14 protein-coding genes are annotated in these 14,185 nt (G+C 65.1%); 6 read left to right on the forward strand and 8 right to left on the reverse strand.

All coding sequences use genetic code 11. From position 1 onward, the window contains the following. Positions 1–182 precede the first annotated feature (182 nt). From otnC to HWE04_RS00475, 4 genes are all read right to left on the reverse strand, one after another. The gene (otnC, locus tag HWE04_RS00460) at positions 183–821 is read right to left on the reverse strand and encodes a 3-oxo-tetronate 4-phosphate decarboxylase (RefSeq protein ID WP_241811191.1); all 639 of its coding nucleotides are present in this window, start codon (positions 819–821) and stop codon (positions 183–185) included. Continuing rightward, positions 818–2,104, reverse strand: a complete 1,287-nt coding sequence (gene otnK / locus HWE04_RS00465) for a 3-oxo-tetronate kinase (RefSeq protein WP_241811192.1) — start codon at positions 2,102–2,104, stop codon at positions 818–820. Before otnK ends, otnC begins: the two co-directional genes overlap by 4 nt. Before the next feature lie 45 nt (positions 2,105–2,149). Then, on the reverse strand, positions 2,150–3,046 hold the full coding sequence (ltnD, locus tag HWE04_RS00470) for an L-threonate dehydrogenase (protein ID WP_102663687.1): 897 nt from the start codon (positions 3,044–3,046) through the stop codon (positions 2,150–2,152). Positions 3,047–3,243: 197 nt separating this feature from the next. After that, a complete protein-coding gene (locus HWE04_RS00475) occupies positions 3,244–3,945 on the reverse strand; it encodes a FadR/GntR family transcriptional regulator (RefSeq protein ID WP_006461461.1) in 702 nt (233 codons plus the stop codon). 252 nt (positions 3,946–4,197) lie between these two features. On the opposite strand from HWE04_RS00475, the gene HWE04_RS00480 reads away from it, so the two are divergent. After that, positions 4,198–5,139 (forward strand): 5'-nucleotidase, encoded by a 942-nt coding sequence (locus HWE04_RS00480; protein WP_241811193.1) that lies wholly within the window; start codon positions 4,198–4,200, stop codon positions 5,137–5,139. 107 nt (positions 5,140–5,246) lie between these two features. Here the strand turns inward: HWE04_RS00480 and HWE04_RS00485 are convergent, their stop codons facing one another. After that, the gene (locus HWE04_RS00485) at positions 5,247–6,119 is read right to left on the reverse strand and encodes an AraC family transcriptional regulator (protein WP_006461459.1); all 873 of its coding nucleotides are present in this window, start codon (positions 6,117–6,119) and stop codon (positions 5,247–5,249) included. 160 nt (positions 6,120–6,279) lie between these two features. Between HWE04_RS00485 and HWE04_RS00490 the strand changes: the two genes are divergently transcribed. Together HWE04_RS00490 and HWE04_RS00495 are read left to right on the forward strand one after the other, a co-directional pair. After that, the gene (locus tag HWE04_RS00490; protein ID WP_182993151.1) at positions 6,280–6,684 is read left to right on the forward strand and encodes a VOC family protein; all 405 of its coding nucleotides are present in this window, start codon (positions 6,280–6,282) and stop codon (positions 6,682–6,684) included. 11 nt (positions 6,685–6,695) lie between these two features. After that, the gene (locus tag HWE04_RS00495) at positions 6,696–6,995 is read left to right on the forward strand and encodes a hypothetical protein (protein ID WP_241811194.1); all 300 of its coding nucleotides are present in this window, start codon (positions 6,696–6,698) and stop codon (positions 6,993–6,995) included. A 2-nt stretch (positions 6,996–6,997) separates the two neighbouring features. On the opposite strand, the gene HWE04_RS00500 is transcribed toward HWE04_RS00495, so the two are convergent. Further along, the gene (locus HWE04_RS00500) at positions 6,998–8,209 is read right to left on the reverse strand and encodes an MFS transporter (RefSeq protein ID WP_241811195.1); all 1,212 of its coding nucleotides are present in this window, start codon (positions 8,207–8,209) and stop codon (positions 6,998–7,000) included. A gap of 124 nt (positions 8,210–8,333) precedes the next feature. On the opposite strand from HWE04_RS00500, the gene HWE04_RS00505 reads away from it, so the two are divergent. Then, a complete protein-coding gene (locus tag HWE04_RS00505) occupies positions 8,334–9,227 on the forward strand; it encodes an AraC family transcriptional regulator (protein WP_241811196.1) in 894 nt (297 codons plus the stop codon). After that, positions 9,212–10,771, forward strand: a complete 1,560-nt coding sequence (locus HWE04_RS00510) for a CYTH and CHAD domain-containing protein (protein ID WP_241811197.1) — start codon at positions 9,212–9,214, stop codon at positions 10,769–10,771. The genes HWE04_RS00505 and HWE04_RS00510 overlap by 16 nt, the downstream gene beginning before the upstream one ends. 21 nt (positions 10,772–10,792) lie before the next feature. Here HWE04_RS00510 and HWE04_RS00515 read toward each other — a convergent pair whose 3' ends face one another. Both HWE04_RS00515 and HWE04_RS00520 read right to left on the reverse strand, forming a co-directional pair. Next, positions 10,793–11,650, reverse strand: a complete 858-nt coding sequence (locus tag HWE04_RS00515; protein WP_152486608.1) for an IclR family transcriptional regulator — start codon at positions 11,648–11,650, stop codon at positions 10,793–10,795. Next, positions 11,647–12,534: an IclR family transcriptional regulator gene (locus HWE04_RS00520; protein ID WP_006461452.1), complete on the reverse strand. Its 888-nt coding sequence runs from the start codon at positions 12,532–12,534 to the stop codon at positions 11,647–11,649. Before HWE04_RS00520 ends, HWE04_RS00515 begins: the two co-directional genes overlap by 4 nt. A 733-nt stretch (positions 12,535–13,267) precedes the next feature. Here HWE04_RS00520 and HWE04_RS00525 point away from each other — a divergent pair. Continuing rightward, on the forward strand, positions 13,268–14,173 hold the full coding sequence (locus HWE04_RS00525) for an SDR family NAD(P)-dependent oxidoreductase (protein ID WP_241811530.1): 906 nt from the start codon (positions 13,268–13,270) through the stop codon (positions 14,171–14,173). The last annotated feature ends 12 nt before the right edge of the window (positions 14,174–14,185 follow it).

Consider the following 14,185-nt stretch of genomic DNA (forward strand, 5'->3'; position numbering starts at 1 on the left):
CCGGTCTTGCGCCGGCTTTCTTGTCCCATTCCTGCACCTATCTCCTGACGATGGGCGCAGGCAGGGCATGGCGGCCATACGATGGCCGCCATGATTGCGTTGTTGCTGTTGGGTGGCGCGAGCTTCCTTGGGCTGGCCCGGACTTGCGCAAACTTGTCCGGACCTGCCTGAAATCGCCTGGCCTACCAGCGCGCCTTGAAGGTATCGCGCAGATCCTGCAGCGCGGGCTCTTCCAGCGGCGTGGCGCGGCCACCGGCGAGGTGCCACAGCTTGGCGGTTTCTTCCAGTTCTTCCAGCGCGAAGGCGGCCTTGGACACCGTACTCTCCCAGACCACCGGGCCGAGGCGTTCCAGCAGCACGCCGCGCACGCTGGTGGCGATCCTGGCGACCTGCTCGGCCACTTCCGGTGCACCCGGGCGGGCGTAGCGGATCAGCGGGATGTGGCCGACCTTCATCACGTAGTACGGCGTGATCGGCGGCAGCACGTCCTGTTCGCTGTATACGCCGTTGATGGTCAGCGCAACCAGATGCGTGGAGTGCGTGTGCACCACGGCATGCATCTCGGGATTGTTGTCGTAGATCGCGCGATGCAGTACCAGCGTCTTGGAGGGCTTGTCGCCCGAGACCCATTCGCCGGCCGCATTGACCTTGGCGATGGCGGCCGGATCGAGATAGCCCAGGCAGGCGTCGGTGGGCGTGATCAGCCAGCCGTCGTCGAGGCGGGCGCTGATGTTGCCGGCCGAGCCTACGGTGTAGCCGCGCTGGTACAGCGAAGCACCGATGCGACAGATCTCTTCACGCAGTTGGCTTTCCTGGCTCATGCGGTTTTCCCGTCGAGGTAGCGCAGTGCCTTTTCGAAGAAATCGACGCTGCCGAAATTGCCCGACTTCAGGGCCAGTGCCACCGGTTGCTCATCCAGCGTGGCCGTGGCCGGCACACCCGGATCGATCTGCGGGCCGATACGAAGCGCCCGCACATCCAGCGCCTGCACCACCGCGCCGGAGGTCTCGCCACCGGCCACCACGAACTGGCGCACGCCGCGCTGCTTGAGGCTGGCGGCGATGCTGGCCAGCGCCTGCTCGACCAGATGGCCGGCCTTGGCCACACCCAGTTCCTTCTGCACCGCCTTGACTTCGTCAGGGGTGGCGGTGGCATAGATCAGCACCGGTTCGTTCTTGATGCGCTCGTCGGCAAAGGCCAGGGCCTGGGCCACCACGTCTTCGCCACGGGCCAGGGCCAGCGGATCGATGCGGAAGGCCGGACGCTTGGCCTTCCATTCGGCCACCTGGGCATTGGTCGCCTTGGAAGCGGAACCGGCCAGCACCACCGACAGGCCATCGACCTTGGGCAGTTGTGCGGCTTCGCCGGCGGCGGTAAGGAGGCCGGCGCGGCGGAAGTTCTCGGGCAGGCCCAGGGCCACGCCGGAGCCGCCGGTGATCAGTTTCAGTTCGGCGCAGGCTTCACCCAGGGTGAACAGGTCCTTGTCGGAGACGGCATCGGCAATCGCCATCTTCACGCCTTCGGTGCGCAGCGCGGTGAAGCGCTCCTGGGTGGCCGCCGCGCCACGGGCCACGGTGTCGTAACGCACCAGGCCGACCTTGGACTCGGTCTGGCGCTGCAGCACGCGCACCAGGTTGGCGTCGGTCATGGGCGTGAGCGGATGGCTTTCCATGCCCGATTCGTTCAACAGCGCATCGGCCACGAACAGGTAGCCACGATAGAGGGTACGGCCGTTTTCCGGGAAGGCCGGGCAGGCGATGGTGAAGTCCACGCCCAGCTCCTTCATCAGCGCGTCGGTGACCGGGCCGATGTTGCCTTCGTCGGTGGAGTCGAAGGTGGAGCAGTACTTGAAGAAGAACTGCGTGCAGCCCTGTTGCTGCAACCAGCGCAGCGCGGCCAGCGATTGTTCGATGGCCTCGGCAGCCGGCACGGTGCGCGACTTCAGCGCGATCACCAGTGCGTCGGCAGCGACGCCGGGCATTTCGCTGGGCACGCCGATGGTCTGCACGGTACGCATGCCGCCGCGCACCAGCATGTTGGCCAGGTCGGTGGCGCCGGTGAAATCATCGGCGATGCAGCCCAGCAAGGGTCGGGATTGGGACATGGAAGCTCCTCGATTCTGTGGTGGTGACGGCGTCTTGCCGACGACTTATTTGGCCTTGGCCGGCGGCAGGTCGATGCCCGGGAAGATCTTGATGACGGCCGAGTCATCCTCGCCGCCATGACCGGCGGTGGAGGCCATCATGAACATCTGGTGGGCAGCGGCCGACAGCGGCAGCGGGAATTTGCTGCGGCGGGCGGTATCGAGCACCAGGCCCAGGTCCTTGACGAAGATGTCCACGGCCGACAGTGGGGTGTAGTCGCCATTGAGGATGTGCGGCACGCGGTTTTCGAACATCCAGGAGTTGCCGGCGCTGTGGGTGATGACGTCGTAGAGCGCATCCGGATTGACGCCTTCGCGCAGGCCCAGGGCCATGGCTTCGGCAGAGGCGGCGATGTGCACGCCGGCCAGCAGTTGATTGATGATCTTGACCTTGGAGCCAATGCCGTGGGTGTCGCCCAGGCGGTAGACCTTGCCGGCCATGCCGGCCAGCACGTCTTCGATCTTGGCATAGACCTCGGCGGGGCCGGAAGTCATCATGGTCATTTCACCGGAGGCGGCACGCGCGGCGCCACCGGAGACCGGCGCGTCCAGCAGCAGCAGGCCCTTGGCGGCCAGGCGCTGGCCCAGTTCGATGGCGAAGTCCGGCGCCACGGTGGCACTGGAGATGACCACGCTGCCCGGCTTCATCTGCGCCACGGCACCGTTCTCACCGAAGAGCACGGTCTCGGTCTGGGCAGCATTGACCACCAGGGTGATGACCACGTCCACCGACTTGGCCAGCTCGGCCGGATTGGCGCAGGCCACGCCACCGGCGGCGGCGAACTTGTCCAGAACTTCCTTGCGCACGTCACAGGCATGCACGTTGAAGCCGGCACGCAACAGCGAGCTGGCCACGCCATAACCCATGGCACCCAAACCGATCACACCTACATTCCTGGACATAATTGCCTCCGCGTTGTTGGCGCCGCTGCCGATGAATGAGGGCAGGACGTTGCGCCGGGTTGATGATGCGACGCCGGCTCATGCCGGCGTCCGTATTTCCAACTTGGTCTGGAGGGAAGTCCCCGCCAGATCATCGAATCATGTGCTGCTCATTTGCTGCTTGCTTCTTACGTGCGGCTCATCTGACGCCGCCGGCTTCAGGCCTGGCCCTGGCTCAGGCGACGCGCCGCATTGAACATGTGGGTCTGCGCAGCATTGCGCGCAGCCATTTCATCGCCGGCACGGATCGCCTCGACGATGGCCTCATGTTCTTCGCGCACCTGGCGCGAGAAGTCCTCATAACGGGCCTCGTTGCCCCGGGTGACCGCCGTGGCCGCCTCCAGGTACTGCGACAGGAATTCCAGCGTCTTGATGAAGTAGGGATTGCGCGTGGCCTGCGCCAGCGCCCGGTGGAAGGCCACATCGGCCGCCACGCCGTCACCGCCGCCGGCGACATCGGCGCCGATCTGCGCCAGCGCATCGTCGATGGCGCGCAGGTCCTCGGCGCTGCGACGCTTGGCCGCCTGCGCTGCCACTTCGGCCTCGATGGCGCGGCGCAGCTCGACGATCTGCAGCACCGCGTCGGGCGAACTGACTTCGGTGTAATCGATGCGCAAGGGCTTGATGCCGGCCTGCTCGGTGACGAACACCCCACTTCCCTGACGCGGCTCGACCACGCCCTCATGCTTGAGCCGCGCGATGGCCTCGCGTACCACCGTGCGGCTGACGCCGAACTGCTGAGCCAGCACCGCTTCGGTCGGCAGCTTGCTGCCACGCGGGAAGGCGCCGGCATCGATGTTTTCCAGCAATTGCCGGGCTACCGTGTCGCTCAGGGCCTGGGCGGGGATTTTCTGAAACATGCTGTCTCGCGGTCGTTTTATCGTCAGGTTATCCGGTCATCATACAAATTTATTTTGAGGCCGGCAATCCGATTTTTTCTCTTTACGCGGAGTAACACCCCCTTTTTGCAAGAATTTGAAGGAGATGAAAGAAATTGGAGTGTTATATCCAGCCGTTCGCTCCAGACATCAAGAATGTGAATATCTGAGCCATAGCTGCATCGCCGGGCGGCTGGCTCTACAATCGACGGTTTCCCGCTACGGATTCGCCGCATGCCCTACGATCTCTCGGACAAGCTCGTCATCGGAATTTCCTCCCGCGCCCTGTTCGACCTGGAGGTGGAAAACGCCATCTACGACGAGCAAGGCGTCGAGACCTACGCTGACTACCAGCGCGCCCACGAGAACGATCCGCTGCAACCCGGCACGGCCTTCCCCTTGGTCAAGGCGCTGCTGCAATTGAATGAACTGATCCCGGAACGCCGGCTGGTGGAAGTGGTGGTGATCTCGCGCAACACGCCCGATACCGGCCTGCGCGCCTTCAACGCGATCGCCGCCCACAAGCTCGACATCAGCCGTGCCGCCTTCACTGGCGGTGGACCGACCGCACCCTACCTGCAGGCCTTCAAGATCGACCTGTTCCTGTCACGCGATACCGGTGACGTGCAGGAAGCCATCGATGCCGGCGTGGCCGCTGCGCAGCTGTATGCGGCACCGCTGGACTACAGCGCACCGGACAACCAGATCCGCATCGCCTTCGACGGCGACGCCGTGCTGTTCTCGGCGGAGTCCGAACGCATCTTTGCCGAGAAAGGCCTGGAGGCCTTCGCCCGCCACGAGCAGCGGCATCGCAAGAAGGCCATGAAGGAAGGCCCCTTCGCCAAGCTGCTGCTGGCCCTGTCGGCGATCCAGAAACAGTTTCCGCCCAAGCAGTGCCCGGTGCGCATCGCCATCGTCACGGCCCGCAACAGTCCCGCACACCAGCGCGTGATCCACACCCTGCGTACCTGGAACGTGACGGTGGACGAAGCCTTCTTCCTCGGTGGCCTGAACAAGGCGGAGGTATTGCAGGCCTTCGGCGCCCACATGTTCTTCGACGATCAGGAGGGGCATGTGCAGAAGGCGGCAGTGGTGGTGCCGTCGGGACGCGTGCCGTACAAGGGCGGCACGCTGGAGGGTGGGCGAGTGGCGCGAAGCCGAGCCGGCAAGGGCTGAGGTGAGACTGGATGCGGGCGGAGACAAACCCTTCAGCCGCATTCACCCGGTCACACATCGCAGAGCCATGGCAACCTGTGCGACACGGCACGGCTTTTTCAACGTCCCTAGGGCTTCATCTCGCGCACTATCCTTTCGGCATCACGACCGGGAGGACTGCCGAACTCACGTGCGTATTCCCGGCTGAACTGGGTCGCGCTCTCGTAGCCCACTTCATGGGCGGCGGCGCTGACGTTATAGCGCGCGGCCACCAGCAAGGTACGGGCCTGCAACAGACGGATCTGCTTCTGGTATTGCAGCGGGCTCATCGCGGTGACCGCCTTGAAGTGGCGATGGAAGGCAGACACGCTCATGGCCACGCCATCGGCCAGATCCTCGATGCGCAGGGCTTGCGCATAGTCGCGACGTATTCTCTGGATTGCCGCATTGACCCGCGCCAGCGCGCTGTCGGGCAGGGCGATGTCGCGCAGCATCCAGCCCATCGGCCCCTGCAGGACACGATAGAGGATTTCACGTTCATACACCGGGGCCAGCGCGGCAATGTCGGCCGGCTGCCCCATAAGGCGCAACATCCTGATCCAGGCATCGAGCAGTTCCGGCGTCACCGACGCCACCGAAAAACCGGCTGAGTTTTTTGGTCGCCCGATATGGTCCGGCAGGTCGCCCAGCAACTTGACGATGATGCCGGGGTCCAGCGTCAGGCTCACCGCAAGATAGGGATTCCCCTGTGCATCCGGATGGACAGTCCCGGCTGCCGGCAGGTCTACCGACATCACGAAATAGGTCGCAGGATCGTAATGCAGGGTGCTGCCGCCGACGGTCATGGATTTGCTGCCGCGCAGGATCAGGTTGACCATGGGATCGTAGACGGCGGCCAGCTGGTGCTGGGGAATCTCCCCCTGCACCATGGCCACGCGCGCAATGCCGGTCTCGGTACGCCGGTTCTCGGCCCCTGCGGCGAGCTGGCGTAGTTCGTTCAATTGATCTTCCATCTGCGCATTAGAACCGGGATGCCGGCACGCCGGCAATGGAAAAGCAGAAACAGGCAGGCTTGAGGCAGGAACCGGCAAGGCGAGTCTGCGCCTGAGTGGCTAAGCTGAAGGCTTCCGACAAACCCTGCTTCACGAAAGAAACGACGCCATGCTGGATCACCTATTTCTGTCGGTCAGCGACCTTGAACGCTCGATCTCCTTCTACACGGCGACCCTGGCGCCACTGGGCATCACTGCACGCCATGACTATGACGGCAAGGATGGTCCGCCCGGACACCCTGACCTGAAAGGCTTCGGCGCCCGTGGGCGCATGTTCTTCTGGTTACGCGAGGGCAAGGTAGAAGGACAGGCCGCCCATGTCGGCTTCGTCGCCAATAGCTGTGATGAAGTACAGGCAGCCTATGCGGCGGCAATGGCCGCCGGTGCCACCGACAATGGCGCGCCGGCAGCACGCACCTATTACGATCCGCGCTACTACGCCGCCAATGTACTGGACCCGGATGGCTACAGCCTGGAGTTCGTCTACAAGAGCTGGCAACACCCGGAGGCATGATGGCGCAGGCAATGGAGATCACGCGCTTTCACCTCGCGCCCGGCGTGACGATGAAGCAATTCATCGCGGCCAATGCCGATGTCGACGAATGGCTCAGGCAACAGCCCGGATTCATCCTGCGGCGCATCTGCGTACAGGACGACGGGATGGTCGTCGACATGCTCCTGTGGACCTCGGTCGCTAACGGCCAGTGGGCGGCCCGGGGCATCGTCACCGAGCTGGCCGGTTCACCCGTGCATGCCGCCATCGACCATGCCACGGTCGACTGGTCGGTCAGGTCTTGTCGGCATGCCGTCAATGCCGTGGACTAGCGTCAAGGCGAGGCAATCACCCGGCCCGGCTTGCCGGCCAGCCAGCCCAGCACACCCATGAGTACCGCACCGGCCGCACACAAGGCCAGGACCACGGTCCAGTGGCCGCTGGCATCGTGCAGGCGGCCCATCAGGATGGGACCGGCGGCGGCCAGCAGGTAACCCACGCTTTGCGCCATCGCCGACAGCGCCGCGGCCTGGGGTGGCGTCGATACCCGGGTGCCGACAAAAGCCAGGCCCAGGATTAGCACCGCGCCGGTGCCAAACCCGAACAGCGGCACCCAGACGATGGAGGCTTGCGGCCAGGCAATCAGGCCGACCAGACTGAGCACGGTGGCCGCCGACATGCTGGCAGCCACCGGGCGATGGTCGCGGATGCGCCCGCCCAGCGGGATCAGGAGCAAGCCCGGCAGGGCCGAGGCCAGTTGCATCAGGCCATGCAGGTTGCCGGCCTCGACCGCGCTATGACCATTGGCGGCAAGTATCGAAGGCAGCCAGGCGGTGACCACGTAATACACCAGCGAATTGGTGCCGAGGAAAAAAGTCACCTGCCAGGCCAGGGGCTGGCGCCACATGGACGCAGCGCGGGCCGGCATGGCAGCGGGGCGGGTGGCACGGCGCAACTGGGGCAACCAGACCAGGATGGCCACCAGCGGCAGCACGATGAAGGTCGCCAGCGCCCATGACCAGCCCAGGGCGCCGGCCAGCGGCACCGCACACACCGAGCCCAGCGCCGAGGCACCACCCATGGTCAGGGCGTAGATCGCGGTCATGCGCGTGAGCTGGTCAGGGAAGTCGCGCTTGAGCAGGCTGGGCAGCAGGACATTGCCGCCGGCGATACCACAGCCGATGATGCAGGTCCCTACCAGGAGCGCGGCCATCGATCCGGTCGAGCGCAACACGATGCCGGCGGCGATCAGCAGCAAGGCCAGCAAGAGGGCGCGTTCCAGCCCCAGGCTTCGGGCCAGCCGCGCCGCCGGCGGCGAAATGAGCGCAAAGCACAGCAGGGGCAAGGTCAGCATCAGTCCGGCCGCCCCTGCCGAGAGCGCAAAGGTCTGCTGCAGCAGTTCCATGACCGGCCCCACGGCCGTGACCGGGGCGCGCAGGTTGGCGGCGATCAGCAGGATGCCGGCCACCAGCCACAGGCGGCCGGCGCGGCGCACCGCCGACGGGCTGGCGGCTGGGGATGAGGAATCGGTGTCGGTAGCGTGCATGGCAGCGGGCGGAAAGATGGAGCGCCAAGCTTAGCCAATCGCAGCGTGGACGTATTTGGCTACAATGCCAGGATATTGCTAAAAACGGTCAACCCACCTGCCCTGCCGCCGCATGACCACGCATATGCCCACTCTCTACGCCAGCCTCGTCGAACACGATCCGGACCGCCTGGCCGCCGCCGTGACGGCGCTGCGCGTGCATACCCACGAGAGCGAGCGGGAAACGCCCTTCCACAGCCATCGCAAGGGTCAGTTGGTGGTGGCACTGCATGGCGCGGTCACCTGCGAGACGGCGCAGGGCATGTGGATCGTGCCGCCGCAATCGGCGGTGTGGATCCCGGCCGGCGTGCCGCACAGCAACCGGGTCACACTGGATGGCCAGCTGTGCTTCCTGTTCATCGATCCTGATGCGGCGCGCATGCCCACCACCTGCTGCACACTCGCACTGACGCCCCTGCTGGTACAGATGATCTGCCACCTGGCCGAGCAGGCGCAGGATTACGCCCCCCATGAACGTACTGCGCGCCTGGCGGCGGTACTGGTGGAAGAACTGGAACACAGCCAACGCCAGGCCCAGCCCACGCACCTGCCGCCACCGCTGCCCATGCCCCAGCATTCGCGCCTGCGCGAGATCGCCCGGCGCCTGGCCGAACAGCCGGCCGACCGCAGCACCGTGGCCGAGTGGGGCCAGCGCCACGCCATGAGCGAACGCAGCTTTGCCCGCTTCGTCCAGGCCGAGACCGGCATGAGCTTTGGCCGCTGGCGGCGCCAGATCCACCTGATGGTGGCGCTGCAGCGCCTGGCCTCGGGCAGTTCGGTGCAACGCGTCTCGCAGGACCTGGGCTATGACTCGGTCAGCGCCTTCATCACCATGTTCAAGAAGACCCTGGGCAAGCCACCGGCGCGCTACATGGCGCAGCGCCAGGCGCACCCGCCGCCGCCCTCGCCAACTTCGCCACCGCTGCCGACGGCCCCCTACTTCCAACCGAAACGGACCCCCTCATGGAAACCGAACTGAAACTCCTGCTCGCCCCGGCCCACACCAAAGCCTTCATCCGTCATCCGCTGGTCAAGCGCCATGCCCTGGCTGCGCCGCGCATCAAGGACCAGACCGGCACCTACTTCGATACCCCCGACCTGCTGCTGCGTCGTCATGATGCCGGCTTGCGGGTGCGCCGCACCGGCAATGAATTCATCCAGACCCTCAAGGCCGGCGGCGGCGTGTCCGGCGGGCTGCATCAGCGCAACGAGTGGGAGTCGCAGGTGGCAGCGGAGACCCCGGACCTGCTCGCGCTGCGTGCACTGGTGGCCGGCGACGACGAGCAGGTGGCCGAGATCCTGTCCGACGAGGTGGCGGCACGCATCACGCCCATCTTCAGCACCCGCATCCAGCGCATGGTGTGGGACCTGCGGCTGAAAGACGGCACCGAAGTGGAATGCGTACTGGACCAGGGGACGGTGGAACACGGCACGCTGCAGTCGCCGGTGTGCGAGATCGAACTGGAGCTCAAGAGCGGTGACGTCAATGCCCTGTTCGACTTCGCGTTGCAATTGCTGCAGGACCTGCCCCTGCGCATCGGCATCCAGAGCAAGGCACAGCGCGGCTATACGCTGTTCCATCAGGCCCGGCGCGGCGATGCGGCACCGGTCTCGTCCGCCAGCCGCGCCACGGCGCTGCAACTGGCGCGCAAGATGCCGGTGGAACAGGCCTTCCTCGCAGTGGTGGGCAATTGCGTGGCGCAGATCCAGGCCAACGACATTGCCGACCAGGACAGCGGCGACATCGAACGCCTGCACCAGATGCGCGTAGGCCTGCGACGCCTGCGTTCTGCCTTCAGCCTGTTCGGCGAGGTGATCGCCCTGCCCGCTGCACTGGAGCAGGAATTCACCTGGATCGCCGAAGCCATCGGCCACGCCCGCGACTGGGACGTGCTGGCCACCCAGACCCTATCCACCCTGCCGGGCCTGGCAGCAGACAGCATCGCGGGAATCGATCTTGAGGCGGTACGTCACGCCGCCCTGATCCAGGCGCGCAAGCAACATGCGCAGGCGGTCGAGACCGTAGCCTCGCCGCGCTACACCGCACTGGTGCTGCAATTCAGTCGCTGGCTGCTGCAGGCCGGCTGGCGCACGACCGCCACGGGGGACAACCGCCAAGCCCAGGAGCAAGCCCTGGCACGCTTTGCCCGACAGCATCTGCGTCAGGACGAAAAGCGGCTGAACAAACGCGGCGCGCACATGGACGAAAGCGCTCGCGCCCGTCACCGCACCCGCATCGCCGCCAAGAAGATGCGCTATGACATCGAATTCTTCCTGACCCTGTATGGCGAGAAGAAGAGCCGCCCCTATCTCAAGGCGCTGGCCCGCCTGCAGGATCAGCTCGGCCAGCAGAACGACCTGGTCGTGGCCGACGCCCTGCTGCAGCAACTGCAGCGCCGGCAGGCCCGGCTGGCGCCCAGCGTGGCCTGGGTCCGCGGCTTCCTGAGCGGACAGGCCGGGGATGGTCATGCGCGCACACGGCGCCTTTGGAAGAAATGGCAGGCGCAGGAGTTGCCGCGTTAGGTACCCTCAGCCGGAAGTCGCTCAGAAGCAGCTGGAGTCGACCTCTTCCAGTTCCAGCATCAGCAGCCGGGCAGTCTTCATCAAGGCTGGCGCCAGCTGTTCGCGGATCACCTCGCGATCCGGCAGCGCTCCCACGGCACTGCAGTTCAGGCCCATGCGCAGCGGTGGATTGCCCAGCGCCAGCGGGACGCTGATGGCAAAGGTGTCGCGCTGGTATTCGCCGGCCGCCAGGCAATACCCATGGGCATCGAGCTCGCCGAAGGCACGCTCCATACGTGCCACCACCTGCGGGCCGTGCTCGCCGCTTTTCTTCCATATGCCGAACAGCAGGCGCTGGCGCTGCTCCGGCGACTGTGACCAGACGTAGGCGCGTCCTATCGAACTGAGCGCCATCGGCACCGAACGTCCCACGCCCAGTCTCAAGGTGGCGATCTTGCGACCATTGCAATACTGGATATAGACCATGTCCAGCTGATCGGCCACGGCCAGCCCGACGGACATGTCGAAGCGGTCGGCGAAGTCCTGCATGATAGGACGGGCCGCATCCTGTACCAGGCTATTGGACAGGTAGCGCTGCCCCAGTCGCAAGCCGCGCACACCCACCTGCACCCGCACGCCATCCGGTGCGCGATCCAGATAGCCCAGGGCCACCAGGGTGGCGGTCAGGCGCGAGACCGACGCCTTGGAGTAGCCACTGCGACGCACCAGTTCGGCATGCGACAAGGGCTTGGCGCTGCCCTGAAAAACCTTCATGAGCAACAGCGCGCGCTCCAGCGAATGGGTGGCGGCCTGTCCGGCCTCGCTACGCTCATCGGCCTGCCCCGCCGCTGCGGCCGGCAATTGACGTACCGCACGCCGGTTCCCTGCAGCGCCACTCATGTGCCCGCCCCCAGGCGCGCACGCACGGCCAGCAGTTGCGGACCGATGCGCTGCTCGACACGGGCCTTGCTGAGGCTACGCGCAGGGCCGGCGCACAAGAGCACCATGGGCATGCGTTGCGCCAGTTGCAGCGGCGCCGCCAGTACGGTGATCTCCGGCCCCCAGTCACCGGTGGAGAGGCAATACGACTTGTCGGCGATCTGCTGCTGGGCATCGGCCAGCTTCTGGCGCAGCAGCATCCATTCGTCACGCTTGTGATAGGGGCGCATGTGGTCCAGCAGGTAATTGCGTTCGTTTTCATGCAGGCAGGCCAGCAAGGCCCATCCCACTGGAGAGGATGCCATCGGCAGGTGTTCGCCCACACCCAGTCCCACGGTCGCATTGCTGGAAGCGCTATGGCAGTTCTCGAAGAAGATCATGTCCAGTCCGTCACGTCCGGCCAGCGCCACGAAGACACCATTGTCGTCGGCCAGCTTCTGCATCAGTGCACGCGCCTGCAGGACCACGTCGGCATCGACCATGGCGGCAAAACCCAGGGTGAGTACGGCCACGCCGAGCCGGTACTTGCGCCGCTGTTCGCTGTAGCCGAGATAGCCCAAGGCGGTCAGCGTCTGCGTCAGGCGTGACACCGTGGCCTTGGGCAGACCGGTGCGCGCGGCCAGGTCCTGGTTGGCCAGCCACTCGTCGGTACCGAGGAAGGCATCCAGCACGGCGAAGCCGCGTTCGACCGGCTTGATGACCGCACTCTCGCCGACCGTACCGGCATCGGCACCTGCGCGATAGCCGGGCGGATGGGGAGCGCGCAGCACCAGGCGCACATCCTTGATGCGTGCGCGCCGCTGCCGTGGGGCCTGCGGGTGAGGCTGGCGGGTCGCCGTGCTCATGCGCGACCGGCGGCCATGGATGCCGCTGCAATGATCAGATTCACCGGGTCTCCTTGCCCTCTATGGTCCGGCCTTGCGCAGAGCGCCAGGCGCGGGATTGTTTCCTGGACGCTACCTTGCGACAACGATCCGCCGAGGGTCAACCGATGAATATTTTATGTTCCGTACTTTGGAATTTCCAATGCAGTTTTGAATTTTCTCTCCAACGGCGCAGATCATCCGCAGATTCCTGACCAGCTTTGATGCGATGCAGCTATCCCGAATCCGCCTTGTATTCTGGGGACTTCTAGAGGCACTCGGATTTTCTCTTGCGGCGCGCAATTGGCCGCTGCCGGCCGGACGACCAGTGACACGGAGGATGGAAGAAAAAAATTCATTCCGTTGTACGGAACATCGTCCCCGGCCGGCTTGACACTGTTTTGGCTCTTCCAGACTATACGCACATCGCAGTACCCGCAGCACCGTCAAGCGCATACAAGAACAGCAGAACACACGAGACACCAGCCACACCCGTCGTAGCAGTCCGCACGTGTGAGCAACACCATCACGTCAGCATCAGCAGCAGTTCGCTGCCGCCACTCCCGCAGGAGTCACGGCGCACAGCGTTCACCGGATCCCGGTCACGACCGGAACCGGCACCACCGATCAACCGAAACGACAACGCGCAGACCGGCGCGAGGGCGCAGCTTTGCCCGTCGTTTCCCGCACAGGAAAAAAGATGAGCACTCCCCGCATGCTGGAAGGAAAGGTCGTCATCGTCACCGGGTCCGGTGGCGGCATCGGACGTGAAATCGCGTTGGCGATGGCGCAGCAGGGCGCCGCCGTGGTGGTCAACGACATCGGTGTCTCGCTCACCGGTGAAGGCGCCAGCGCCGGTCCGGCGCAGCAGGTGGTCGATGAGATCCGACAGGCCGGTGGCCAGGCTGTGGCCAACACCGACAGCGTGGCCGACGCCGCCAGCGCGGCACGCATCGTGGAGCAGGCAGTGCACAGCTTCGGTCGCGTCGATTGCGTGGTCAATAACGCCGGCATCCTGCGTGACGCCCTGTTTCACAAGATGAGTGGCGACGAATGGGATGCCGTGATCAAGGTCCACCTCTATGGCGCCTATCACGTCAGTCGCGCTGCGGCGCTGCACTTCCGCGAACAGCAATCGGGCAGCCTGGTGCACATGACCTCGACCTCGGGCCTGATCGGCAATCTGGGTCAGGCCAACTATTCGGCCGCAAAATTGGGACTGACGGCATTGTCCAAATCGATCGCACTGGATATGCAGAAATTCAATGTGCGCTCCAACTGCATCGCGCCGTTTGCGTGGAGCCGCATGATCAGTTCCATCCCGGTCAAGAACGAGGAACAGCAGGCCAGGGTGGACAAGATCAAGCGCATGACACCCGACAAGATCGCGCCGCTGGCCACCTATCTGGCCAGCGACGCTGCCGCCGACGTCAATGGCCAGGTCTTCACGGTGCGCAACAATGAGATCTTCCTGATGAGCCAGCCGCGTCCGCTGCGCTCCATCCACCGTGGCGAGGGCTGGACCGCACAGACCGTGGCCGAGCATGCCATGCCAGCCCTAAAGGCCAGCTTCGTGCCGCTGGAACGCTCCGCCGATGTCTTCCAGTGGGACCCGGTCTGAACCGGTCACGGC

Source organism: Herbaspirillum sp. C7C2, from assembly GCF_022627865.1.
GTDB classification, from domain to species: Bacteria; Pseudomonadota; Gammaproteobacteria; order Burkholderiales; family Burkholderiaceae_D; genus Herbaspirillum; species Herbaspirillum frisingense.